Origin of the sequence: Paenibacillus sp. UNC496MF (genome assembly GCF_900113915.1) — a bacterium.
Taxonomy (GTDB): Bacteria; Bacillota; Bacilli; order Paenibacillales; family Paenibacillaceae; genus Paenibacillus_Z; species Paenibacillus_Z artemisiicola.
This window is the reverse complement of record NZ_FORE01000019.1, coordinates 156,776-181,614: the sequence shown is the minus strand read 5'-3', so window position 1 is coordinate 181,614 and position 24,839 is coordinate 156,776. Positions and strand designations below refer to the sequence as shown.

Annotated in this window: 21 protein-coding genes and 1 pseudogene; 5 read left to right on the top strand and 17 right to left on the bottom strand. The window is 46.4% G+C overall.

Translation table 11 applies throughout. From position 1 onward, the window contains the following. Window positions 1-793 (top strand): Hsp33 family molecular chaperone HslO (locus BMZ79_RS29830; protein WP_143089167.1); only part of this gene is annotated, 793 nt, incomplete at its 5' end. Between the two features lie 126 nt (window positions 794-919). Here BMZ79_RS29830 and BMZ79_RS35730 read toward each other — a convergent pair. The 7 genes from BMZ79_RS35730 to BMZ79_RS29800 form a co-directional block, all read right to left on the bottom strand. Beyond that, on the bottom strand, window positions 920-1,243 hold the full coding sequence (locus tag BMZ79_RS35730; RefSeq protein ID WP_090647840.1) for a YxiJ family protein: 324 nt from the start codon (window positions 1,241-1,243) through the stop codon (window positions 920-922). Between the two features lie 13 nt (window positions 1,244-1,256). Beyond that, entirely contained in the window at window positions 1,257-2,318 is a 1,062-nt protein-coding gene (locus BMZ79_RS29820; protein WP_090647838.1) for a DUF1835 domain-containing protein, read from the bottom strand. 167 nt (window positions 2,319-2,485) lie between these two features. After that, complete coding sequence (locus BMZ79_RS33985) at window positions 2,486-2,707, bottom strand: hypothetical protein (protein ID WP_143089166.1); 222 nt, start codon at window positions 2,705-2,707, stop codon at window positions 2,486-2,488. Between the two features lie 530 nt (window positions 2,708-3,237). Beyond that, entirely contained in the window at window positions 3,238-4,782 is a 1,545-nt protein-coding gene (locus BMZ79_RS29815) for an RCC1 domain-containing protein (protein ID WP_090647835.1), read from the bottom strand. Between the two features lie 400 nt (window positions 4,783-5,182). Then, the gene (locus BMZ79_RS29810; protein ID WP_371263820.1) at window positions 5,183-5,938 is read right to left on the bottom strand and encodes an AAA family ATPase; all 756 of its coding nucleotides are present in this window, start codon (window positions 5,936-5,938) and stop codon (window positions 5,183-5,185) included. A gap of 181 nt (window positions 5,939-6,119) precedes the next feature. Then, window positions 6,120-6,962, bottom strand: a complete 843-nt coding sequence (locus BMZ79_RS29805; protein ID WP_090647829.1) for a tyrosine-type recombinase/integrase — start codon at window positions 6,960-6,962, stop codon at window positions 6,120-6,122. An 85-nt stretch (window positions 6,963-7,047) separates the two neighbouring features. After that, window positions 7,048-7,572 (bottom strand): DUF2199 domain-containing protein, encoded by a 525-nt coding sequence (locus tag BMZ79_RS29800; protein WP_090647827.1) that lies wholly within the window; start codon window positions 7,570-7,572, stop codon window positions 7,048-7,050. Window positions 7,573-7,951: 379 nt separating this feature from the next. Here BMZ79_RS29800 and BMZ79_RS29795 point away from each other — a divergent pair, with 379 nt between their 5' ends. Continuing rightward, window positions 7,952-9,223 carry an IS110 family RNA-guided transposase gene (locus tag BMZ79_RS29795; protein WP_090647824.1) on the top strand — a complete coding sequence of 424 codons (1,272 nt, stop codon included), beginning with the start codon at window positions 7,952-7,954 and terminating at the stop codon, window positions 9,221-9,223. A gap of 521 nt (window positions 9,224-9,744) precedes the next feature. Here the strand turns inward: BMZ79_RS29795 and BMZ79_RS29790 are convergent. Further along, window positions 9,745-10,611: a copper amine oxidase N-terminal domain-containing protein gene (locus BMZ79_RS29790; RefSeq protein WP_371263819.1), complete on the bottom strand. Its 867-nt coding sequence runs from the start codon at window positions 10,609-10,611 to the stop codon at window positions 9,745-9,747. Window positions 10,612-10,928: 317 nt separating this feature from the next. Next, the gene (locus BMZ79_RS29785) at window positions 10,929-11,498 is read right to left on the bottom strand and encodes a Uma2 family endonuclease (protein ID WP_090647821.1); all 570 of its coding nucleotides are present in this window, start codon (window positions 11,496-11,498) and stop codon (window positions 10,929-10,931) included. 219 nt (window positions 11,499-11,717) lie between these two features. Between BMZ79_RS29785 and BMZ79_RS33980 the strand changes: the two are divergent. Continuing rightward, window positions 11,718-11,855, top strand: a pseudogene (locus tag BMZ79_RS33980) (SpoVR family protein); the annotation flags it as partial. Between the two features lie 60 nt (window positions 11,856-11,915). Here BMZ79_RS33980 and BMZ79_RS29780 read toward each other — a convergent pair. The 3 genes from BMZ79_RS29780 to BMZ79_RS29770 all read right to left on the bottom strand — a co-directional run bounded on the left by BMZ79_RS29780 (window position 11,916) and on the right by BMZ79_RS29770 (window position 14,238). Next, complete coding sequence (locus BMZ79_RS29780) at window positions 11,916-13,169, bottom strand: toprim domain-containing protein (protein WP_090647819.1); 1,254 nt, start codon at window positions 13,167-13,169, stop codon at window positions 11,916-11,918. Window positions 13,170-13,185: 16 nt separating this feature from the next. Further along, window positions 13,186-13,650: a hypothetical protein gene (locus BMZ79_RS29775; RefSeq protein ID WP_090647816.1), complete on the bottom strand. Its 465-nt coding sequence runs from the start codon at window positions 13,648-13,650 to the stop codon at window positions 13,186-13,188. A gap of 174 nt (window positions 13,651-13,824) precedes the next feature. Continuing rightward, window positions 13,825-14,238: a hypothetical protein gene (locus tag BMZ79_RS29770; protein WP_090647814.1), complete on the bottom strand. Its 414-nt coding sequence runs from the start codon at window positions 14,236-14,238 to the stop codon at window positions 13,825-13,827. 810 nt (window positions 14,239-15,048) lie between these two features. Between BMZ79_RS29770 and BMZ79_RS29765 the strand changes: the two genes are divergently transcribed. Then, a complete protein-coding gene (locus BMZ79_RS29765; RefSeq protein WP_090647812.1) occupies window positions 15,049-16,041 on the top strand; it encodes a helix-turn-helix domain-containing protein in 993 nt (330 codons plus the stop codon). A gap of 353 nt (window positions 16,042-16,394) precedes the next feature. Then, window positions 16,395-18,197: an LGFP repeat-containing protein gene (locus tag BMZ79_RS29760; protein ID WP_218154835.1), complete on the top strand. Its 1,803-nt coding sequence runs from the start codon at window positions 16,395-16,397 to the stop codon at window positions 18,195-18,197. Between the two features lie 417 nt (window positions 18,198-18,614). Here the strand turns inward: BMZ79_RS29760 and BMZ79_RS29755 are convergent, their stop codons facing one another. The 5 genes from BMZ79_RS29755 to BMZ79_RS29730 form a co-directional block, all read right to left on the bottom strand. Next, window positions 18,615-19,226: a hypothetical protein gene (locus tag BMZ79_RS29755; RefSeq protein ID WP_143089165.1), complete on the bottom strand. Its 612-nt coding sequence runs from the start codon at window positions 19,224-19,226 to the stop codon at window positions 18,615-18,617. Then, complete coding sequence (locus BMZ79_RS33975; protein ID WP_143089164.1) at window positions 19,183-19,758, bottom strand: hypothetical protein; 576 nt, start codon at window positions 19,756-19,758, stop codon at window positions 19,183-19,185. Before BMZ79_RS33975 ends, BMZ79_RS29755 begins: the two co-directional genes overlap by 44 nt. Before the next feature lie 302 nt (window positions 19,759-20,060). Beyond that, complete coding sequence (locus BMZ79_RS29745; RefSeq protein ID WP_256253230.1) at window positions 20,061-20,234, bottom strand: aspartyl-phosphate phosphatase Spo0E family protein; 174 nt, start codon at window positions 20,232-20,234, stop codon at window positions 20,061-20,063. 22 nt (window positions 20,235-20,256) lie between these two features. After that, window positions 20,257-21,978: an LPD1 domain-containing protein gene (locus BMZ79_RS29740; protein ID WP_090647803.1), complete on the bottom strand. Its 1,722-nt coding sequence runs from the start codon at window positions 21,976-21,978 to the stop codon at window positions 20,257-20,259. A 744-nt stretch (window positions 21,979-22,722) separates the two neighbouring features. Then, a complete protein-coding gene (locus BMZ79_RS29730) occupies window positions 22,723-24,042 on the bottom strand; it encodes a replication initiation protein (RefSeq protein ID WP_177222419.1) in 1,320 nt (439 codons plus the stop codon). Between the last annotated feature and the right edge of the window lie 797 nt (window positions 24,043-24,839).

Below are 24,839 nucleotides of genomic sequence, written 5' to 3'. Positions count from 1 at the left end.
AGCACTAGCCTATCATAGTCAAGCTCGAGTTCTTTTTGTTGAAAATACGGAGCTCGTCAGGGCAGCATGCAGTCAGCGTCCGATGCCCCCGATGCTGAGAATCGCATTGGGTAGGACTGTCTCCGCTGCGAGCCTGCTTACTGGAGTTTTGAAGGACAATCAACGAATTAGTTTGAAAATAAAAACCAGCCACCGTGATTACAAAATCTTCGCGGATGCCGATGCTTGGGGCAATGTGAGGGGCTACATCAGCGATGAATTATTAAACGCATCTCCGGAGTATCTGCACCATAACTCAATTGAGCAATTGATAGGCTCTAGAGGATGTATTCAAATTACCAAGGATATAGGCATGCATGGCACGTTTACCGGTATCACAGACATGCCTTACGGAAATATCGTCGACGACCTATCGTATTATTTTCAGCAGAGCGAACAAACACCCACCTTTTTTTCTTTACTTATCGAAATGGATCAATCGAAAGACATCGTTCGAAGCCGCGGCGTCATGGCTCAATTGCTTCCGGGGGCACCGCTCGAGCTAATCGATCGTATCAAGAACGATTTGTTTTTCTCTAATTTTGAATACATGCAAGCTGTGGGCAAGGAACCCGTTCGATTGTTCTGCGGCTGCTCCAAGGAAATGTTGATTCCAATGCTGCGCGCTTTGGAGAAGGATGAGCTGACTGATGCCTACGCAGCAGGCCGCTCAATCGAAATCTTTTGCCATATATGCGGGAAGGCCTATCATTTTCAACCGGATGAAATTGCAAGGATATCCGAAAAAAAGTAATAATATCGGGTGCTTATCTGGCTCTTTAACTTCTCAATTCTCTAAGACATTCCTACTATCCTGCCCGTTAGCGCAACGACAACAGCCGATTGTAATCAGGTCAGCTGCCGTCGTGATATGATTAAGCTATCGTGTCCCGTTAGTTGAATCACATTTCTCGTTTTTTAAATACTTCAATAACAGTATCCGAGCTTCTTCAAAGCTATTGTATTCCAAACTAAGTTCCACGTAATCACTAATTCTATTCTCAATAAACTTATATTGTTGAAACCAATTAAAGAATGAGAACTCTAATATTTCGATTTGTCTTTGTGGAATTTTTAATGTCTTTCCAGCTAAAACGTAACTCATAGTGCCTGAAATATTCATACAATACGTGTTAAAATCACCGACAAAAGAGTTTTTATCGTCCGTTAGCTTCAGAAATTCAGATTGGAAATCAACCTGCATTTTATCAGTGTCCCTATATGGGACTTAAACTATGGATGCCTAATTTAACGGAAAACTGATGCAGCGCTCCCGGTAGTCCTCTAAATGCCAAGATTCCTTGGTTGACTAAGATCCAGATTCGATAGGATAGAAACGAATCTCCTACGAGTTGCTCCGATGTTTCAAAAACCCTTTTTACGACACTTCCGGCCTTGATAAATCCATGCTCATCTTGCTTGTGTTCCAGTTCTATAACCGACCTTACAATCACCGCATCTAGGGCATTCTCATCACTGCCTCTAACTGTACCTTCTTCCCACAAACGAAGCATATGATCTTGCCCCGTGAGCATAAGCCATTCTGATTCGTACCTTCTTCTTTTATCTTGTTTAAGAGGGATACCTTCATAATAATTTTTTACAATTGCCTGGTAATGTTCTCGGTCGATTAACCCCCCTGCGTATGGAGTAATCTCATCTGCGTTTTGCATTCTTGTAGCGTTAAATAGCTCCGTCACATTTACGACATTAATCGGCTGTTCTCTTTTTCTTAACAAATGTACTACGAAACGTAAGCCTGTTTGATCATGGGGGTTATCCGCGTACCAAATGACGATATTCTTATTATCCGGAATGCTTCTTATTGCTGTTATCATATTCTCAAGCTGATGTTCTTGGTTCGACTGTTGATGATAAGAGTAATCACGATCGTGTTCCATCATCCAAAGATTTCTTTTCTGCTGCCCAGTTGTTGTATCCAAGTCAGATATTGGCCCGACTGAAAACACATCATTAAATGCTAAAACCTGGCACACTTCCCGTTTCCCGATTCCATAGAGAGATTGTAATAGCGGACCTTCATCAGAGAGGCTAAACACAATATGGACGTAACGTTGGAGCGCATCTATCTGTAATTTTTGGTTACGAATCGCATCTATTTGTCCTTGAAGTAGGTTAATAACTCCCTCTGCTAACTTTTTTTCTTCAATACCACCGTCTTGATGATAACGACCTACTGTATCCAATAAATTATAAAATAACTTCCGTAATTCATTTTCACTCAGCTGGTAAGGCAGATGTTTATAGAACGCATCCATGTTATATCCTCCTTATGGGATCATCCCGCATTCATAATACTACATATTGGAACTAATCTGCCCGTTAGCGCAACGACGGCAGCCGATCGTTCTGAGGCCGGCTGCCGTCGTGTCTTAATTGAGCTATCGTGTCCCGTGAGATGTGTCCCATAAACATAACCTGTGGTTCAAATTAATCTCTCACAAATATCACAAAGACCAATTTCATTTAATGACAGTGGCTTAAAAAACTTTCTTAGATTGCTTGCTGCAGCAGATGTTTCACCGCCGTAGGTTGAAAGTTCTTTCGGCAATTCAGGCTTATATCCAGTATCCTGACAAGCATTGCACTGATTAATCCATTTCCTTAATTGCGGGTACATCCTAAGGTATTCTTCACCTTCAGTCAAAGAACTGCTCCTTCCTGATCCTATTAAGCATTTTTCCTGGCCGACTCTTTAAACTCTTTAAAACTCCCGTGATGATTCCGCCTAAATCGGTCATATTTCAAAACTTGAGTTATTCAATCCATCTATTTCGAGTAACTAGTGTACCCACTGTCCCAACAACTAATGTAATTACAATAATTACGACGCCAAATAAGGTTTCGTCAAAATCATGTACCCTATGAATGGTATTACAAATAGAACACTTCTATAAGTAGAACTACAATCCAAGAAGAATACATGATAAAACGAGCCATAGACATATCCCCTTTCAACTCACGTTAATATTACCCATTTTTTCATGCCATAGGAAGGGGAAATACTACTATCCTGCCCGTTAGCGCAACGACGGCAGCCGATCGTTCTGAGGCCGGCTGCCGTCGTGTCATGATTGAGCTATCGTGTCCCGTTAGCGCAATCAATAAAGTCTTGGGATTACAAAAACGCCAACGCTTGGAGAACTGAAAAGGCCGCGGGCAAGCTCCGCCATCGGTTCAGTAATTGACATATTGGATGGCCACATAAACTAACACTTTCTCATCCTGACTATAATCGTTACCCGATTGTCCCTTCACCTTCCACTCGGCTGCATACCCTTCGGGAACCTCTACTTTGCTGAACTCTGTACCATCCGGGTATTCCCCCGTTTCTGCCGGCGATCGATTACCGCCGCCAACCGTTGCCAGACTAAGGTTATAATCTAATCCCGCCGGGGAAATCATGGAGACCGTAACGATTGCGCGGGAGCCCTCAGGAGGACTCCAAGATCCACTCAGCTCTAGTCCCGGGGACGAAATGTACCCATAATATAACGAATACTCATTATGGGACCCGCCGGATTCATTAGATTTGGAATCGGAAAGATGGAAAGAGTCCGTATGGTTCAAATGAACCTGAACAGGTACATCAACAGGCACATCACGTTCTGATGTTGTTCCGTCACCTAGTTGGCCATATTCATTATCTCCCCATGCCCATAGGGTCCCATCGCTTTTGAGGGCAAGATTATGGCGATCTCCGGTAGCGATGGAGACTATCGAACCGAGACCCTGCACCTGAACCGGAGGGTCTGCGCTCTCGTTGCCCAATTGTTGGTCATATCCCCATTCCCAAACGGTTCCGTCTTCTTTAAGGGCTACATTATGATCAGCTGCAGTAGCGATGGCAGCTACTGAATTGAGACTATGCACCTGAAACGGCGGATCTGCTACGTATGCATATGATCCGTCCGATTCTGATTTTTGACCTCCCCCCCATTCCCAGACGGTCCCGTCGTTCTTGAGTGCCAGACATTGAAAAAACCCGGCAGCGACGGTACTCACCGATTTGAGATTAGGTACTTGAGTAAGACTCATCGATTCATATAAGTTACCGGTGCCAATCTGGCCTGAACCATTGGATCCCCATGCCCAGACGGTTCCGTCCTGTTTGAGTACCAAACTAAGTTGATTGCCCGCAGCGATCGCGACTACCGAATCGAGTTTTTGGCCTATCGAATCTGTCTCGATCACTTTAACGGGGGTATGATGGTCTATACCAGTCCAGTCGCCAAGCTGGCCCTCGTAGTTGCTACCCCATGCCCAAACGGTTCCATCGCTTTTGAGAGCCAAATTATGATCACTGCCCGCAGCGATCGCGACTACCGAATCGAGACTCTGTACTTGTACGGGTGTATTCCGGTCTATCGTACTCCCATCACCGAGTTGGCCATAGGTATTGTCCCCCCACGCCCAGACAGTTCCATCGCTCTTGAGGGCCAAACTATACCAATTACCTGCAGCTACTTCGATCACATCTGTAAGGCTCTTGACCTGAACGGGAGTAACACGGCCTTCCTTAGTTCCATCGCCAAGCTGGCCTTCCCAATTATTTCCCCATGACCATACGGTACCGTCACTTTGAAGAACGATAGAATGAAATCGTCCACCATCAACCTGTTGCACCGGAATTTCCGCAGCGGCCGCTATGTTGGATACAGATATAAGACCAAAAAGCAAACAGATGATGACCATGAATCGTAGAGATCGATTTACCTTCATAATCCGCTCCTCCTTTTATTCAGACGCGTCCAAACCGATCTTTCGAGCATAACTTGGCAACCACCTCACATCCTAAAATATCTTGGACTTTGGACAAACAGTTGGGAAAGAAGATAGCGCTCGTTCCCCTCGGACGGCCTCTCCACCGAATTATCTCCACCTGCTTCTACACAAACGCCTTCATCCTTTTCTCTCCTAAACTTTACCATCCGGGGGTTAGTTATCAATGGGTTTATGGGACTATTCTGCCCGTTACGCAAAAAGGAGCAGCTGCCACTGCGGCAAACTACTCCTGATTGCTCTGAACTAACGTGTCCCTATAGCTTAGTCTTGATAAGAAATCTCTTCGTCTAAAATGACCTCTTTTGAGCTGTAGGGTTCCATAGGGATAGCAGTGGAATTAATCTTGTGCTTCTTCGAGTAACTCCCTGAGCATCCTATCCTTGTTATTAACAAACTCTTTCATAATCATAAAATGGTCGGTTTCCTCCAATACTTGGACCTCGATACCATCCGGCTTTAGATTGTAAATAATCGAATCTGGATATGCCATAAGGATCGGGGAATGGGTCGCAATAATAAATTGAGAGTTTTGCAAAACAAGTTCATGGATTCGTGTCAGCATCGCCATTTGGCGAAGGGGAGACAATGCAGCCTCAGGCTCATCCAGTATATATAAGCCATTCTCCCCGAACCGATGAATGAAAGTGGAAAAGAACGACTCTCCGTGCGATTGCTCATGCAAGGACTTACCACCGTACGAATCTTTAATAGGGCGACCCAATGAAGGTTGGCTGTCCAACTCATCGATCGTCGTGGCGAAATTATAATAGCTTTCTGCCCGGAAGAAGAAGCCATCCTTCGGGCGTCGCGGACCTCTGATCAATTGTATATATTCGTATAAGCTCGAGTGGGTAGCCTGACTCGAGAAGGAAAAGTTGATCGTACCACCCTCCGGGTTAAATCCCCATGCGACAGCAATGGACTCCATCAGTGTTGATTTGCCCATCCCATTTTCACCTACTATATAGGTTACCTTGGGGTGGAAATCAAGGGTATTTAAGCTTCGAATGACCGCCAAATCAAAGGGATAACAATTATAAGTGGGTATTTGGTGCCTCTTGAGCTGAATTTGTCGTAAATAGGAATGCTGCACATTCAATATAGTTCACTCCCGTTTAGGCCTTCAATCCCTATCCTTACCTTTGTCGGTCGACGCTGACTCATCACACCCCTGAGTTTACTCCATCAACCAAATAATACCACATATTGGAACTATCCTGCCCTTTAGTTGAATAGTCGCCATTCACATGGGGAGAATTTGCAGCTAACGTATACTAAAAAAATCGGCGATAAAGTTCTCTTCTACGCTCTCCGCGGAGCTGCGCATAAATTTGTGTGGTCGATGCTTTTTCATGCCCCAACATGCCTTGAATAAAATCTAACGGTGCCCCGTTATCCAGCAGCTGGCATGCATAAGTATGACGAAAACGATGAGGGTACACGTTTGCCTCGATCACTCCGCGAACTGCTAGCCGCTTTATTGCCCACCTGAGCGACGGAATGGCCATACGTTTAACCGGATTTGTGTCCGTTACAAATAAAGCACGACATGAATCTTTACGGCTGGCCAAGTACTTCCTCAACCATACTTTACACTCAGTAGTGAAGTAAACTTCTCTCTGCTTTGAACCCTTCCCATTTACAATGGCGGAGCAGTTCTCCCAATTAAGATCCTCAATGTTTATCTTCTCGACCTCCCCAATACGGCAGCCCGTGCTGTAGAGAAACTCGAGTAGCGCCTTTTCCCTTGACGTCTGACAGGATATCTTCATATGGATAACATCTTCCTCCATCAAAAACTTAGGAATTCGCTTATCCATCTTGGGCTCACGCAGTTTGAGTGAAGGGTTGGTGGGTAGATAGGTTTCTTCATATGCAAAACGGAAGAGGGAACGCACAAAACGAATCCGATGCCCTAGACTGCTAGGCTTTAATCGATCGGACTGCTTAGCTAGGTATCCCTTAAGCACGTTCAGAGTTATTTCAGTGATTTCTAGATCCCCAAGTTCCGTAATCAGCATCTTGAGCTGCAGAGAATAGGCTTTCAATGTATTTGGACTAAACCCTTGGATTCGCTTATCTGCCTCATAATGATGCCAAAGTTCGCTTAAATTCATAATAAAACCCCCTATTAGAGTAATTAATACTAGTGTGCTTCTAATAGAAGGTTTTAAGTCTTATTGATTCAAGTAGCGTGTCCCGTTAGCGTAATGAATCTTCGCTCTTGTTAATGAGACATAGCTGTTCAGCTATTTGTTGCACACGTTCAATTGAAATTCCATCTCTTTGTTCCACAGCGAACGGATGATCGGTCGGTTCGAGCTCAATAAACGGCCGAAGGCCATCCGCGCGATGAATCACTTTCGCCTTTAAGTTTAGTGTTTCTGGATAGCTAGGCAATTGCGTTGAAAACCATCCAAACATAGGATCTATTAATGCTGAATCATTACCATGTTCCTTTACTTTCCAATAATTCGTTTCGCTTAACGAAACCCAAACACCCCAAATAAACACTTCATCCATGCCATTTATCGGCATTTCCACGCACCCGCGGATAAAATAATGTTCATTATCCATTACACATAACTCTTCACTCAGTTCAAACCTGCTCTCTCGTTCTTTTGGTTCAGCAAAGAAGTAATACGCGGGAGCCATATATCCATAACTCATTGGAAGTTCATCGTGATAGTTGCCACAACAACTACAGGTGTAGCCTTTGAGATTCATTCTCTGCCCTCAGTCCCTCCGCCTTGATAATACGAATTATTCGCTAAGCGATTAAACTATCCTGCTGCCCGTTAGCGCAACGACGGCAGCCGATCGATCTGCAGCCGGCTGCCGTCGTGTCATGACTGAGATATCGTGTCCCATTAGTTTTGGCACTTCTTAGTAATGCCCAGTATCAATCAACTTTCCCCAGAATCCTATCGTAGTAGGCATTCCGTGAGGCCGGCTGCCGCTGCGTCTCCATTCAACTATCGTGTCCCGTTAGCATTCCTGTAGATGGATTAATTTCGTCTTTGAAAAAAGAAAAGCGCCTCGGTACGATGGGAGTACGCAACGGGTCATAGCCCTTAAATCCCATCATCCAGGAGGACGCTCTACTATGAAGTTTAAATCGCAGGACAAACAAAATCAACTCATTGAAAAAATTACCGCTCAGCATCTCGTCATCGGGATCGACATCGCTCAGCAATTGCATGTCGCACGTGCAGTTAACTTTCGAGGGATCGTCATCGGTCATCCACTCTCCTTCACGAACGATGAAGATGGATTTCAAAATCTTCTTCGTTGGATCCATTCGTTGCAAGCAGCACACAGCCTTAGCACCGCTATCGTGGGCATGGAACCTACCGGTCATTACTGGCTTAACGTCTCAAGGTGGCTTGCTGAGCGTCAATTCGAAGTCGTTCTCGTTAACCCTCATCTCGTGAAAAAGAACAAGGAAAACCGAGATAATACGCCATCTAAGAGCGACAAAAAGGATGCTCTTGTCATTGCAGACATGGTCAAAAACGGTTATTACTCTTTCGTTCGAAACACACCTGAGGCTTTTGAAGAGCTGCGTGTGTATCTCTCAAACCGCGAATCTGTTGTGACGAGACTTGTGAGTGCAAAGAACCAAATCCATCGCTGGGTTGACGTTGTCTTCCCGGAACTGCGTCAGGTCTTTAAGAGCCTGATGTGTACCGGTGCGCTGGCTACACTGCGCCTTTTCCCTATACCTGAAGAGCTTTGTAAACAGCAGCCTAAAGATATCATTGAAGGCTGGAAATCGTTAATGAAGCGTCATTCTGGTGAGCGTAAAGCTCGCGCTCTTATCGCGCTAGCCAGCAGCTCCGTTGGCTCAAAACAAGCCATACAAGCTTACAAGCTTCACTTGCAGCAATTGCTTGATGAGCACGACCTTGCCTGTCAGCAGCTCAAAACAGTCGAAGCGGAGATTATTGCTGTATTGGATCGCATTCCTTTTGCTAAATCCATGCTTGCTATCAAAGGAATTAGTGCCATTTCACTCGCTGGTATTCTTGGCGAAGCCGGTGATTTAAGCAGCTTTGTTCATGGCAACGCCCTACTGCGTCATGCTGGTCTCAACCTTGCCGAAGCAAGCTCAGGCAAATGGACCGGGCAGATGAAGATTAGTAAACGCGGACGATCTCGCCTACGCCGATTCATCTTCATGATGGCCATGAGCTTGGTTGCAAATAATCCCGAATTTAAGGCGATGCATACGCACAATGTTCAGGTGAGGAAGATGAAGAAAATGAGGTCGCTTATGAAGTTATGCGGCAAATTAGCTCGAATTCTCGTTGGAATGGCTCGCAGGCGCGAAGCCTACAACCCTCAAAAAACGTTGCCTCTTCCGCTAGCGGCTTAAAAGCAAACTTACCGTTTCGTCGTACGAATTTTGGCTTATTCGCGGGATTTCAAAAGAAAGCACGGAGTACCGGATACGATTGAATCAAAGGGCACCGACCCGTACCGTTAGCAAGACCGGCCTCCACCCCTTGGACAGGCGTAACGAAGGAATGAGAGGGCTAAGACCCGTTGAGACATGGGAGTGAAAACCTCCAGGGGCGGCGTGGAGAATGCGTGCATTATATGGAAGGTTATGGGGTAGCAGCCTCCCCCTCTATTTCCTCACGCCTTCATGATGTCCTGGTCCGCAACAAAGGTTCTCTTACTATCTTTCTGCATTTCTGGCAAGGGTGAAATCCTGCGAATAAGCGAGTATTCGTGAGAAAACTAAATCGTACTGAGGGAGTTCAATCTCATTTACCCTTGACGACATTTTTATCAGTTAAAAATTCCTCATAGCTGGACGCCGTAAATTCGATTCCCTTTCAAGTTTAAGGCGGAGTTGCTATCGTACACAACACATTGAGCTATCGTACCTTTTTACGGAGCTGTATTGCTGATCTCCTTAAAAAAACCGTTCTTTGAGGCAATATCAATTAACCCCAAAATATCCAGAAGTGCTTTGTAGTTAAACCTAAACCATTGGTTTTCATTCGCTTCATAAATTAAAGTCTCGGGGGCGTCATTAGCAGTCGTTGATTGAACTAAGGTATAAACATCAAAACGTTTTATGCTCTTCCCTTCCTGGTCAAGAAAGTCAAATTGTCCACCTTTATAGTAGTCGCCAGTTGTCACGAGGTTTACGTTATCGGCGTAGTTAGAAGGTGCTTCGACCTTCATCCCTTTGTTTTCAACAAAAATATTATATATCGCTTCGTTATATGTATTACCGGTGATTTGATTTACTACTTCGCCAAAAGTCAGATAGTATTCTTCTTGCACTGCTTTCACCTTTACACCATCGATGACTAATGGTTTGGTTTCGACAGTTACTGCAGAATTGCTGTAACCTACATTGCAACCAAATGTTTCTGCAATAAAACGAAGTGGAACCATCACACGATTATTCTTCAGATAGGGTTCGACATCAAACTGCATCGCCTTACCGTTTTTCACTACTTTATTGCTATTCAGTTGTAATATTACCTCTACATCACTCTTAGTGAGCACGACTTCCGAAGTCGACCAGTCGACTGTTGCTCCCAAGTTTTCACTGATAACGCGCAGAGGTAACATTGTTCGATTCTTCTTGATATCGGGACTTACATCGGAGGAAATCGCAATCGGTGCGCCATCGATTTGATTTTTCATGAGTATTTTCACCGGTTCAGCGGCGTTAGCGGATGCTGCAAAAATCATCACGCTCAACACAACAACTGCACAAATCAGCTTCTTCAAAACGACCACTCCTTATCTTAATATGTGTTGTTTTTGTCTTGTGAATTGCATCTAGGGAAATGCCTCCTAACAAAACTGATCTGTAATACACATATGCCACAGGTAATAGCATGAACAAGCTACTTCTTAAGCTAAAATGTACTAGCTCTCTCGTTCGATTTACAAATATATCCACATCTAATACGCAATGGATAAAGCTAAAGTTGCGCTATCCTGTCCGTAAGAGCAATGATCAGCACATCATAAACGAATTGAGCTTTGTATCGCCAAGGTGCTTAATTCGGAGCATTAAAAAACCGACTCCTGTAGGAATCGGCTTAATTAAATTAAGTCTCCAGACTGAACAGCTTACAGAGAGGAATCTGCAACTCCTTAAACACGTTCGACTGCACGTTATCCTGTTCCGTATATAATTTCCGCACTTGATACAATCCATCCTGTAGCGCATACACATGGACGGTGCGATTGCCGGGATCGACGATCCAATATTCTTGGACTCCGTATTTCTGATAAAGATTGAACTTCTCATTAAAATCCTTTAGCGCTGTTGATGGCGACAACACTTCGATAATCATTGTTGGCGCCCCGTGGCAGCCATTCTTCGAAATCTGACTCTTAGAGCAGACGACAGACAAATCCGGCTGCGTCACATGTTCGGGAGTATCATATTGGTCACTTTCGCTGAAGAACACATCAAACGGCGCAACGAACACATAACAGCTCTGATTCTGAAAATACGTTCGCAGCGCGAAATGCAGTTCTCCAACGATGAACTGATGCAGCGCGTTTGGAGCAGGCGACATATTGTAGGCTTTACCGTTAATTAGTTCCCATACTCCGTCCCACGACAACCAGTCTTGATAGGTGTTCAGCTTCTTCTCATCCGGATTCGACACCGGGATCCACCTCCTTCGGATTCATTATCTGTTGATTATATCCGTATCGAATTGTTCGATCGATTGCCGTATGTCTGAAGTAAAATCAAGTCCATGAACAACTTTATTCCCGTGCTAATACCCGAATTATAACATAATTCCCTGCTTAATCTCAGTTTTGGAACTTACGATTGGAGGTATACATATGCCGTCCACTGATTCAAGAGATCTGGAAGTGCCATTGCAGAAATTCCCGAGATCACAGGCCTCGGGCTTAACTTCTACCCGATGCGATACGAAATTTGCCCTTCCGATATTATCTACACCTTGGCGCATACGCCATGCCTACCCGCTTCAGCCATTGGAACCTTGGGAAACGTTTAACAAACCTAAAAGGTGGGCATCAGTTTCCTACAATTCCCATTAATAATCTTTTACTCACCTTAGAAGCGTGGACACTTGCGGCAGATACCCATGGTCTAGCAAGTCGTCAATGCCTTTTCCGAGCGAAATGTCCCACATAGCAAGGCTGAGCTGCATTTCGGTTTCCTTTGCGAAATACTCAACGCACTGCCCGAGGGCCATCTCAACTTCCTTCGTAGTTACAACATCCGCGTCATAAGCAAAGATAATATGCTTACAACCTAGTGCCTTCAGCGGTTCAAGCAATAGCGAGAACGCACCGGCGCCTGGTATACCAAAGACCGGTTTAACTAACCCGTCCGCAGCCTTATCAGCTTTTAGTGCCCCTTCTGTTACCCAGACTTCCGAACAATCGACTATGGTATCCGCGGTATCCCCGACGTTCCAGTATTTCAAACAAGGGCTTGGCAACGCGAGATGTACCGGAAGCGGGCCGCCAATGGACGCGCCGTTATCCTTTGAACCGCTGCTCCACCACCAATATCGTTGTCCCTGCTTGATCTCCATGCTAAAGACAAAATGGCCGGATGCTGAAGAAATCTCTTTTTTATTCTTCTCGGTGAGCTCGACAGTCAACGGCTTATCTTGAACCATGATTGAACACTTCGCCCGACGCTTCCCGCTTTGATCTCGCGGAAGTTCCTCCAAAATTTCGCCCGTCATGGCACCCTTTATATCCAGTTCCAGGGGCGGATTATCTACCCTAATCTGCCAGCCGGTAATCTCATTCGAGATGGTACGGAACGGGATCATGAGACCCATTCTGCCAGCCATCGTCCAGTAGGGGCCGTATTGGCCTTCTTGACAAAAAAAACCCGGCACCCCCAATAGATCGCTATTGTCGCTCAGTCGGCTAATGACGTTCTTGGCAATTTTATAACGTTCCTGATCGGGCATGGTACGATACTCGCGTAGCTGTATAACCTTCTCTTCAAGGAAGCGGTCATGAATCAAATGGGAGTAATGCTCAGGGGATAATGAGAGCTCCTTCAGTAAGGCACGATAAACGCGGTTGAGGTGATGATCGGGCTTCTTATCGACAGCCTTATTCACGTGAATTTCAACCTTTATTTTTGGTACGGCATTGGGATCTAGAACATGCCGGAATTGACGGCCAATAATGGAATCGAAATAATCATCACTTGGCACCCTCATACAATAAACAACTGTTTGCTCGCGGTTTATCCGGCACCAGCCTTTATGTCCACAAATGGGACATGGGGACTGGAGCTCGTACCATCCCTCGTGCTTTATTCTGCGTAGCTTCATGCCCCAACTCCTTTTCTTATGATGCTTGAAAAATCGTGCCCATGCGCTCCTCAAGGAGCTGCAATTGATCAAGAGAGAATGACGTAAACTTGCCGTCCCAAGAAGCAATTTGGAGAACAGCCTGGACCTTGTTCTTCAAGTCCTGTTTATCCCAGTTCTTGGTGCTATTCAAAAAACGGCTGACAAATTTATTTTTCTCCCGCTGACGATTCTTCTCATGCTGCCCGGTAGGTCCTTGGGTTGGGTACCCATTGTTCGAAGAAGACGAGCCTCGGCTGCCGTTGCTCTGGCTTTGCGAACGATCGGAATTCCCATGCGACGCAGATTGTTTACCTCCATGCGACTGTTGCTCGCTTCCTTGCGGTTGTCCTTCTTCGTCAGTAAGAGTTCCGTTTTGACCAAATGGCTGCCCTTGGACCGGATCGGAATGACGGCCTTCGTTCTTCAGCTTTTCATGAGCGCTCTGCCGGGCATCCGTCATATAAATGTCCTCGTACGAAGAGAGACCTCCGCCAATATTTCCATACCCCCCATGCGAAAGCGCGCGACCAACCGCGCTTGTCGAAGCATTTTCTATCGGGTTGGTAGAATCTACGCCCGAAGTTGCGCCAAATCCAATGATGGAACGCTCAATTGTTTTAAAAGGCTGACCATATTATTTATTCAACCCTTCAAATTGACATGTCATGACCCACTGCTCACCGATTTGCTCAGGAAAGGTATGAATGACGTACCTCTTTTCATGGGCTTTGTGAACAGCGATCATCTGCTCGATTCGGCCTTCCACATCAACATACGGCCGCAATGTTTCGACATACGTTTTTCCATGGTAGGAGTAAAGACCAAACTGCCTTTGTTCGGCAGTAAGAGCATACTGCTTGTCCATCACCTTTTCCTTTTGCGGAAGCAGCCGAATGTGCTTATGGAATTCATTTGCCATCGATTGATACACCGACTGTACTGTCGAATGTGCAAGTGCCTTCTTCTCAAGTGCGATACGTTTAACGTGTTCGGCCTCCTCACCCGCCAAGAAAGGAAAGCCGTTTCGCTCTTGTCCCGGGTTCCCCATTCTACATGCCTCCATTGTTCTCTTCGAATTACCCATGTGCTGCAAAAACCATCCGCTTTAAACTGGCCAACAAAAAAGACGCATTCAACAATCGAATGCGTCTTCAATGGAATGGAAACAAAAAAGGACATACGTGTAGTGTAAGTCCCTGAGCTTCCATTTACATACTTTAAATGCCTTAAGGCTTCTCCATCCTCGTCGAAAGTCTAACAACGAAGAAAATAAAGCGAGTGATGCTGTAATACCCGAATTATAGCACTAGACAGAAAATAGGTAAAGTATGCCTGCGACAGCTTTGTGCCTCTATTGAAATATAAATCCCCGCTTCAGGTAAAAACCTACAGCGAGGTTGTTACGTACACACGCCATATTGGTTGATTCTATGTTAGCATGCAGCATGCCAAGACCAGATCCCTGACAACGCCATGATTCGCCATATTTCGCTTTACCCAAATTAAAGAAGTAGGTTATAATCTTTTTGCGTGCTGCCGGGGTCAAGTCAACCTCTACGGATGTTGATTGCTGACCTTTAACTTATTGCACACATTTCATGTGTGTTTTTTAGTATACGATTCGCCTTCCTACAGCACGAAAGAAGGCCGAATGTCCTCCAAATCAAATAAAAAAAGCCCCTACCAGGTTATATTCATTGTCTTCCGGCCGCCAAGCGTTTAGACAATGAATAGTTCAGGAGTAGAAGCTCTATTACACAAACTCGGTATGATTTCATTTTAGCATATCGTTTTTGAAAAATAAAGCCTCTTCTCTCTCTTGAGTATTGCCTTTTTGGTGGCGCAAGGGAGACTTTTTATGTCAGAGAAGAAAAACCTGAAGGAAGGTTCTGCTCGTCTCCTCTACTACCGTGAACGTCCTACGGGAAACCGAACCCCGAAGACACGAATGGTCAAAGGTAAGCCCCAAGCCTATTTTGAAGAAGAGCTGGAGCGGATCTACTTTAACGAAGAAGATATACGCAAATTTTCATTGGACAAGCATGGTCAGAATGTGCCTTATGTCGACGGCCATATGACGATCATCAATAACTACATGTTTGACTACTGGGGTTACATTCTTGGAGCAGAAGCGATCGCACTCTATGCGCACCTGAAGCGATACTGCTACGGTGAAAGAGACTTCTGTTGGCCGAATCTCGAGCTCATCTCGTATAAGATGAAAATGAGCCGTAACACTGTAAAAAAGTATCTCAGCATCCTAGAGGATCATGGCTTCGTTTATCATTTTAACGTCCAAAACGCTGACTTAAACAATACCAACGAAAGCCCATTGTTTAAGGTACGAAAGAAGGTCCCGCTCCTTTCGCAAGAGCTATGCGACCAGCTCCCTCAAGTGCTGCAAGTCGATCATGAAAAATACTTAACTAAGCTCTTAACGACCTGCGAACACGAACTCGATCTCGATCCAAGTGTCGATTATAGCAGCCTTTATGATGATCTCATTGAAAAAGGGAACGTCCGACGTAAAACAAGGCAGCTCTCCTTGTTTGAGATGGATAAGGAGGCTGCACTCAAACGGCGGATCCTCGAAAGCGAGCAATTGGAAGCTGACAAGGTGCGCTGGCAGGCGGTTTTATCTGAAATAAGAAAAAAGATATCTAAGCCTTCCTATGATAACTGGTTCGCGAAAACCTTTGCAATCAAGCGCGCCAGTGTCTTAACTATCTATACTCCACATGAGATGGTGACGGACTGGTTAGTGGAACGCTATATGAAAACAATTAATGAACTCATCCGCGAAATCGACAAATCGATTTTAGAGATCCAAGTGGAAACAGTCGAGGTTTAAGGAGCCGATACGGCTCCTTTTTTGTTTACAATATACGAACTTTTAACAGTCGGAAACGGATTGGCCAGGACTTGGGACATCCCTTGGCCTTGAAATGGTATTGTAACCGTCAATTTCTCCATTTATATCGGTATTATCCTTCTTTTCCTCGGTGATTCGACTTACAGTCTATTTTGTCGCAGTCTCCTATTTCGCATCTGAAGTACTATATCTCCGCAAGAATCGTATATGATACAAATTAGATGTCACAGGAAATGACAGATATTTGAAAATATGACTTATTCAGCATCGCCGGCCTGCTGGAGTTTCAAGTGTTTCTCATTCGGAGTTAAATGAGATGGAGGAAATGTTAAATGGCAGATTACTGCGTTGGCGGGCAATTCGATGGCTACAAGATGACTACACCAAGGGATGTAGAGTTGTGCAGAGAAGGAGGAGGAGAAGTTCATTCTGACGGCCAGCCACCCGAAGGAGGTTGCGCGGGAAGTACGGTTCAGAACTTCGCTGCAACGGACGGTCGTGCAATTAATACGACTTCCATTTATGCCGCGCGCGGGAAGTACGGATACACACAAGCAATACAACTCTTAACCGAGTTAAGCAGCGCTGCTCGTCATACGGTAGATTCAATTGTCATCAACGATCCTAAACTTAACGAGCGTCTCGTCAAAGGCCTCAGCAAGTTTGGGGAACTATCCGCGCAAGCGCTTAACGCCGACCTCGAGGCCCCGATTTATTCAGCTGAGACCCATGAATACTTCGTTAGTCTAGCCAAAGCCGTCGCCGAACAATCCAATGACGAAAATCTGCACGGCCTTGTTAACAAAGCCATTTCAATGGCAGGTCCCCTGGTTGGGCTACCATTGAAGGAAATTATCACTCAACTTGGACCGGTGCCGGACATCGGTGATCTGCCGGAGGGCGACGAGCATGTTGAACTACAGACATTCTTTGATAACGACATCGTGTTGTCCTCAAAGTATCTACCGACAGTCCACCTTCCCTTAGATGTATCCCTCTTCCACAATCGATTCACAGAAGCACGAAAAGCCATCGACGAAAAAGCTAGTGCGCTTGGCGAAATAGCGAGTCACCCCCAGGGTTCACTTCGCAATGCTGGCAACGGTTTCGTACAACGGTACGCCGACTGCGATATTTACTTTTCTTCCGAGACTGGTGCTCATGAGGTCCATGGCGAGATTCGCAATAAATATAATGGCGTAAATGGCCCGGTGTTGCTAGGTTTGCCAACCACCGACGAAACAGCATGTCCCGATGGGATTGGGCGTTTCAACCATTTTGCAAAAAACGCGTCGATTTACTGGACACCACGAACTGGACCATTCTATCTAAGGGGGGCTGTTCGCTTTCGGTGGGCATCTATTGGATGGGAAACCGGACCGCTCGGTTACCCTGTGACAGATCAATATTCACTGACAGGACTGTACCCTCCGGAAGACAACCCAGATATGCACTGGAGCAAGTTTGAGAACGGAATGGTTTTCGCGCAAGGTAACGAAGCTCAGGTGGCGCCAGCTGCAGTCATCTCTGAATCCCAGGTAAGGGACGCCATTTATAAAACTTTTGATCGTAAAATGAAAACAAAGAAAGTCACCCTGAATTTAATCTCCGCCGAAATTCGGCCCGGCTTGTACGGCGTCGATGCCGCTGGAGTCGAAGATTGGTCATACGGCTTCTGGGCATCTGTTCCAAGAACCCTTAAACTTCGCATTCGTGGCTTCGTGAGTTTACCTGTTGTTCCCGATCCAACCTGGGAAGTTGAAGTTGACCTTCGGTTCACCACAACATCGCCTCTCGAATCGTTCACTTACCCCCAATATAAAACCGTCCTAGCCTCATTGCAACGTTGGTCGGTTAGCGTTCATGGAGTGCTCTCGGGGACGATACGTGATGAGATCGTCTCGGCGCTTACAGATGCGTTCCAATCGACTCCGACATCATTAGGAGCACTCGTACTCGGCGATCTACCTACCGGAGTTAGCCAACGCGGTAAAGGTAATCTCGACGTAATTGACATCATGCTTGCAGCCGACGGCTCACTTCAAATTTTCGTAAACCCATTGCCAGACTTAGCGGGCAAGTTCCGCAAAATGATCGCACAAGGTAAGCTGGACAGTATTATCGAAAACTTCTAACCAGACCGCACCTGTTAACCCAGAAGGACCATTTCCTTAACGGAAACGGTCCTTCTTCTTATGTTGTGCTATTTGGGGTTTGACGCACTAACCACTGCGCTCGGATTGTTGAAAATATAACTAAGTTTCAATATTTGAAAGGCTGCCTATAAAAAACAGATCCCCCTATCTCAATATTTGACACCCAACGTATAAATTTCTGAAAGGCACCCTCTGTCAATTTTTGATACCCGAAAAAGAGACAAATTCCCGCCTATCAAATTTTGAGAGAGGGGGATCAGAAATCTATAAGCGATACTTAGGTATCAAAATTTGAGAGAGCCTCAGTCAAAATCTGAGACAGGCTATCTCAATAATTGAGACCAAATAAATACAATCTTTAAGAAGAACGAAGGTATAAGAACTTCTATATCATCATCAATCAAAGTCATGCGATAGGAACCGATCGATCAGACCATTGATTAACACCTGTTGATTCCCGCGGCGCAGCTGCGCGATAAAATCGACAAACAAGATTGAGATCAGCTCATCGACTTTCATTTGGAATTGAGGAAACGTCGCTTCGGCATCATATAAGAACACTTCACCGCGCTTGACATTTTCGCGCAAAAACTGAACCTCCATCAATGCCCACCTTTTTGGTGCTGCAAACGTTGCGTCCCCGCTTCGCTGCCGCGGAAAATAGAAGTGCCGCTTCTGCTGCAGACTTTTTACGGTATCCTCCATGGTCACGCTATCTTTTGTCTCCTTGCGCTCGCTGAGGTTCTCACGGATGTGCAGCAAAAAGTCCGCGTACAGGATATGGACGAGATGCTCCACCGTCAACTCGGCAAATGCCCCTTTGGTCTTCTTGTTTATGTCGCCGATAAATACTTCCGCTCGGGTAAAATCGATTTCTTCCGCTCGGACCTTTAGGCGGATTACCCGTTTGGAACGCGTAAAAAGATCGCTCCACGTAAACCCGCCGTTTAAGCCCCGCAGCTTCTCAGATACGTTCAGATGGCTGCTGCTGACTCTTTCGATACGCATGTATATCCACATCCCCACGGTAAATGTAATTCATAATCAACCGGTAGACGGTCTTTCGTATGGAGAGATTCAACTTCCTGGCGAGTACCTCGATTTCCGTATAATTCGGAAGCAGAAGTTCCGCGTGCATGTATTGGCCGGTATCTTTATAAACAAGCGGGGGATACCGTTCGGGGAAGATCGAATAATGCTCCAAAGCCTGTTTTAGGATTTCCGTATTCGAGATCGTTTCATATTTGATCTCGGGCCTGCGATCGGCGATTCTTAATTCGCTTGCGCGCTTTCGCAGCTCTTCCCTTTGTTCTGGCGTAACCGGGAACTTCATGTCTTTCTTCTTATCGGAACGCTCTTTACGCGTGCGTACCTTTGGCTTCTCTTCTGCGGCCGCTGTAGGCGGTGTAGCCCGCTTCTGCGGGGCCGGTGGTGTGCTTGGCGCCGCAGCAGGCTTCTGCGCTCTGAGAGGCTGTGCTTTATCCGGTGTAGCGGGATTATCGCTTGCCGGCCTAAAAATGCCGTTTAGACTGCTTACCATGGGTCTGGCCTCCCTCTCCTGATAGCGTAACGGTCAAAATTCCAGAATTCCATTTGAGACAAGTATATGAGCAGTCCTATTGCGAATAGAACGCTCGTCCGGCGTATATTCGCTGCAGGAACGGTCGATGATGAATAGTAACCAATTCAGAGGAGTGATAGGAATGGCTGCAAGAAAAGAGATGACCCCGGAACAAGCAAAGAAACTGGCCTCCATTATGATGCATGTTTCTAGCAAAATGGGCGGGCCCAAGCTGATAAAAAAATAAGCAGGCTGCTCTGATTAGCAGCCTGCTATTCGAATTACGTTTTCACTACTTTCCCCAATTGACCATATCGATTCAGTAAACCATCGAGTTCTTGAGATATTCGAATCACGATCTCGGATTGCATCCCAAACCGATCGCTGAGCCGATGCATTTCTTCGCGCTTGCGTTCAATTTCGCTTCGGATTTGAGCGCGTCTAGTTTCTGGCACGATGTCCTCCCCCTATCAACGGTTAGCCTCTGCTCCAATTCTGCTCGTCCTGCAGGACGCCGGAGGCAAGCAGAACCCCCCACCATTCGCGAAAAGCCGCGTTAATCGCCATTCGCTCTGCATCTTGAGGATATGGACCTTCACAGCGGGTACCGCTGACCAGGTAACTGTTTGTCATCCCACGTTCGACTAGCTCGTCCTCTATCCAAGCTTCAAACGCGCGAGCAAAGAGCTCGTGATCACGGCGCCAGTACGCGCCGCGTTCCTTCGCATCAAGATAATAGGCACTAAAGTCCGTTGGAATGAAGAATTCGGACGGTATCTCCATGCCGGCCTCTTTAAGCAGCTGACAGTAATACAGGCCAAGTGCAATCCACTTGCTCCTGCTTCGAATCCGGTAAGTCCCTTTGAGTGATAAGAGTGCGCTGGATACGTCGTATCCAGCAAGTGCAAGGTTCCGGTTTATCTCCCAGCCGTATCTTCCATGTCGCGGTGGTAATACGGCAGGAACAGCATACCGCATCCTCCCATTGCCTTCTTTGATTTGCTTCATCAAACGAACAAACGCGGACCTGATCGAATGGGACGCCTGGGAGCCATTCGCTTCACAAGCAGACATCGGCGCCTTCATTCCGTTTGCAAATCCATGCGACCAGGAATACAGGTTAAAATCGAGTGCATGCGCCCACTCATGGCAGAGCGCCCCACCACCATTCATCTTCGTAAGGTTGATTACGTTTAGAAACGGTTCAAAATGAGCACTTGCTTTTCCAGCCCCTCTAGCTCCAAAAGCGAGTCCTGTAGCGCTGTAAAAGCTGATGGCTCGACGCGGAATGTTCAATATGGCTGCAAGGTCCGCATGTGCGTTTCCGCTGCAAAGCACGTGATAACGGCCGGCTGCATCCTCCATCCACGTTCCAAACTGTATCCCACGGTAACCGTAGTACGTCATGAGGTCCTCCGGCTTCTCTACGCCGGAAGGCTCCATTGAAAGACGGACAACCTCCTTCGGCACAAGCCGTTCCCAGCGGTCTCTCGATCTGCTCCTCACAGCTCGAGCTTTAGGCTCTGTCCATTTCCAATCCTGACCTTCAATGGAGGAGAAGGCTTTATCGAAAATCTTTCGGTATGCCGCTTCCTTTCCGTGGCCTGCAGATATGAACGTCCGCTTGAAACGGTCACCAAGCGCTAACCAAAAAGCGTAATTGGCAACGGATGGTTCCTTGCGCAGCAGACGGTCTTCCTGCAACCATGTTGCCTTCTTCACATCCGCCTGAAGCGCGTAAAACGCGCTACGAAAGGCCTCTTTGGAATACGCCTCGGCAAAGACCCGCTTCAGCTCTGCAATCCCTTTTACAAAGTGCTCGCGGGCAATAGCATGGTCATCCGGACGTTGGCCAACGCGATCCCAAATTTGTTTGATCGCGTACGCAGCCTCTGACGTAAATCCCTTCTCCCGATACTCTTGGACTGGGAAGGCACCAAGGAGTTCATCCTTGCAAATGGCTTCGAAAGCATGTGCGGGATCCTGTTCAAGCGCCGCATACCATTCAGCGGTGAATTTCAACAACGAGGCAGTATGCTTACGGGCTCCAGCAAGTTCTTCCCCCACATCGTAGGAATATTGTTTGCGTCCTGTATCCGGCAAAGCAGCAGTACGGGGCAAAATAACAGCCGAAAGCTCGCCCGTACCGGCAAGCGTATCCGAAAAATAGTCAACCAGGAATAATAGATTTAAGGCCATCTTCAAATTACCTCCATAGGTCTCCCGCGCTGAGCGAGAGACAACATTTATCTCATCTCCGCTCAGCCGGAGTACGTATGGGGCTCCCCAAATGCGACAGTTCCTTATCCATCCTTCAAACGCTATAGCAGCTACCAATCAATCTCCAGATCCCAATCACACGCAAACCATGGCCACGCGCAGCCCATTTCGCGCTGACCTGCTCTTACTATTAATGAACGAAAAACGGTCCGCTCCAATTACCTCCCTCTGAACGGAAGTCACTCTTTGGGAACAACCTTCCCTCATAGATTCCGACATGTAAACCATCTTGCCTCGTGACGGACAACATCTCGCTAGACGTGAATACATGAAGCTCATCCGGGGTTTCAAGAAAGTATTCCGCATAGCTGCCGTCCGCTTCCGTAAAACACCGAATAAAACGCCGACCGCATGAAGTAAGCAAGTACTTGGAGAGTCCTCCATTCAGAAGTATGATGCGTCCAACCTTCATCCCAATTTCCTCCTCGTTTTTGGGCACAAAAAAACAGGAGACGCAAAAAAGAACACACGTCTCACGCATGTTCTAATGGTCTCCTGTTTATGTACCGTACCTATTCGCTAAAGCGTTGCTCCGTCTTCGCTTAAAGAAATAAGCGAAGAAAATCATTGTTGATTCGTCATACTTGAATTATACAATGACTTCCAGGCCCGGGCAAGAGCGAACGTTGACTACCTTTCCGGCACTTGAGGCTGGCCTCTTTGCTAGAACGGCAACGATGAATTTTCCCACTTCTCATAGATGGCCTTCATGTACGGATCCCCCGCAATATCATCATAGAGCAAGGGCGGTTTGCGCTGTGCCTTACGCTTCTTCTGAACGGTAGAAAGTGCTTCAATCAGCATACGATCCCGCTCCTCGGCAATCTCCTTCAGACGCTCAGGTGTGGGGTCACTTAACCGATGAAGCATGCCCTTAAAGTTGGCGATGATCGCATTAAACACTTCAATATCGGTGTTGGACGCTTCTTCAAGCCCTTGCTCCACATTCCGCAGCTCGAGCCCAAACATCGGATCATCGATCGGGGTGTCATACAGCGAATTGGCATAGTTCTCTTCGAGGGCCTTCACGATATAACCTGCCATATTCCGAATCGACTGTCCCGCATTCATGGAACGAACGTGACGAATGTTCTCCTCGATATAGAACGGATGATACGCTTTCGCGAGCTGAACCGCCTTTTTACGGTGAATGCCGTTTTCAAGCAGCATCTGCAGCAGGTTCTCCGCATCGTAATTAATTTCTTCCTGATCGCTATGCTGGTTATTCGTGTTTTTATTGATCCGGAAAATGAACGACTCTACGGACCGGCCAACACGCTTATGGATATCGTACGTAAAGCTGATGTCCGTCTTCTCCTCAAGTTCCACCTTCGCCCGGTCAATCAGTTCGCGAAGATGCTTCAGCATTTTATATTTGTCATCCGGAATGTTGAGGAGATGCCGCAGCTCCTTCACTTTGAAAATCCGCTCTTTACGGAACTCCCGTTCCTTCAACAATTCGTACAATCGCCAGTTATATTCCGATTTCAATTTCAGTACATTCTTCAATCGAAATTTCGTGTACGCTCGTTTGAGGTTCCGGAAGAATGGCGCGAGATCTTCCGATAGCTTTATCGTAACGCGGCCCTCGCCGTCCTTATAGGTCGCACTCTGTACCCACGTAATTTTTTGACGCGTGTTTTCATGGGACAGCTTTAACTGCTTTGACTGCAGCTGATCGATCGCCCGCTCAACCCGCTCATAAAACGACTTTCCTTCAACCCCAATGAGATTGGCTAGATCCTTAATCGAAACCGTATATGTTTTAAACTCTTCATCATCCGGTTGAACCAGAGAAACAAGAGAGAAGATTAATCGCCGTTCTGTAAGGTCAAGGTCTTGCTGCGCGTTAATGATTTCCCTGGACTGGTTGACCCAGTAGTAGTCCTTAATGTTCGCCTCAACCGATTCAGGCATTGTAAGGGCCAATTGGCCATCAGGCTCTACATCTAACTCTTCTTGGTCCGTGACCTGCTCTACCATAGCCTTAATCCCCCTTCCAATCCTAATATAGCCTATTTTGTTCAGAGGTGAAATGGTAGAAAAAGGAGCTTTTTCCTGGGGACTCGTAATGTCCGTACAAACGGAACCACATCCGAATGGGTCAATGCCGCTAAACGCCGATGTCATAGGGAAGGAACAATCTGGGGAAACGAACAGTCTTGCATATGTCCGTACAAACGGAACGAAAATTATTTTTTCAGCCCCCCCCCCACTACCGGGCATTTATATGTCCGTAGAAACGGAACCCAGCCGTGACGCGGGTTATCGTTACACATACGATTCCAAGGTTCTAACTCTACGTCCAGGCACATAGCATGGATACTACGAGAAACTTTCCCTGGATCGGTCCCGTTTCTACGGACATTCCAGATACGAAACCAGGCTACGGGTACCGTTCGTTCCGTTTTTACAGACATATACGGCATAGAAAAGCTAGCGCTAGACCTTCAAATTCCGTTTGTACGGACATTTCGCTAACCTTAAGCTGCTTCACTGCCCCATGTTAACGGATAAACTTGCCTTCATTCCGTTTTTACGGACATTAAAAAGCAGCTGATGTACCGCGTTCCGTTTTTAAGGACATATCGCCCCGTCTGTACGGACATAATCCCGTTCGTACGGACATAAAGCCCCGTTTCTACGGACAATTCATCCCTCTTCTACGGACATTCGGTCCCGTTCCTTTGGACAGGTTATTCCCTTATTACGGACATTTGGTCCCGTTTCTACGGACATTAAGCACGTTAATCCTAGATAGGGCTTCGTTTTCTCGCTCT

Bases quoted from the DNA above. Each gene is read 5' to 3' on its own strand.
- BMZ79_RS35730 (WP_090647840.1), bottom strand. From the start codon at position 1,243: ATGCAGGTTGATTTCCAATCTGAATTTCTGAAGCTAACGGACGATAAA.
- BMZ79_RS29820 (WP_090647838.1), bottom strand. From the start codon at position 2,318: ATGGATGCGTTCTATAAACATCTGCCTTACCAGCTGAGTGAAAATGAA.
- BMZ79_RS29815 (WP_090647835.1), bottom strand. From the start codon at position 4,782: ATGAAGGTAAATCGATCTCTACGATTCATGGTCATCATCTGTTTGCTT.
- BMZ79_RS29805 (WP_090647829.1), bottom strand. From the start codon at position 6,962: ATGAATTTAAGCGAACTTTGGCATCATTATGAGGCAGATAAGCGAATC.
- BMZ79_RS29800 (WP_090647827.1), bottom strand. From the start codon at position 7,572: ATGAATCTCAAAGGCTACACCTGTAGTTGTTGTGGCAACTATCACGAT.
- BMZ79_RS29795 (WP_090647824.1), top strand. From the start codon at position 7,952: ATGAAGTTTAAATCGCAGGACAAACAAAATCAACTCATTGAAAAAATT.
- BMZ79_RS29780 (WP_090647819.1), bottom strand. From the start codon at position 13,169: ATGAAGCTACGCAGAATAAAGCACGAGGGATGGTACGAGCTCCAGTCC.
- BMZ79_RS29775 (WP_090647816.1), bottom strand. From the start codon at position 13,650: ATGACGGATGCCCGGCAGAGCGCTCATGAAAAGCTGAAGAACGAAGGC.
- BMZ79_RS29770 (WP_090647814.1), bottom strand. From the start codon at position 14,238: ATGGGGAACCCGGGACAAGAGCGAAACGGCTTTCCTTTCTTGGCGGGT.
- BMZ79_RS29765 (WP_090647812.1), top strand. From the start codon at position 15,049: ATGTCAGAGAAGAAAAACCTGAAGGAAGGTTCTGCTCGTCTCCTCTAC.
- BMZ79_RS29760 (WP_218154835.1), top strand. From the start codon at position 16,395: ATGGCAGATTACTGCGTTGGCGGGCAATTCGATGGCTACAAGATGACT.
- BMZ79_RS29755 (WP_143089165.1), bottom strand. From the start codon at position 19,226: ATGCGTATCGAAAGAGTCAGCAGCAGCCATCTGAACGTATCTGAGAAG.
- BMZ79_RS33975 (WP_143089164.1), bottom strand. From the start codon at position 19,758: ATGGTAAGCAGTCTAAACGGCATTTTTAGGCCGGCAAGCGATAATCCC.
- BMZ79_RS29740 (WP_090647803.1), bottom strand. From the start codon at position 21,978: ATGGCCTTAAATCTATTATTCCTGGTTGACTATTTTTCGGATACGCTT.
- BMZ79_RS29730 (WP_177222419.1), bottom strand. From the start codon at position 24,042: ATGGTAGAGCAGGTCACGGACCAAGAAGAGTTAGATGTAGAGCCTGAT.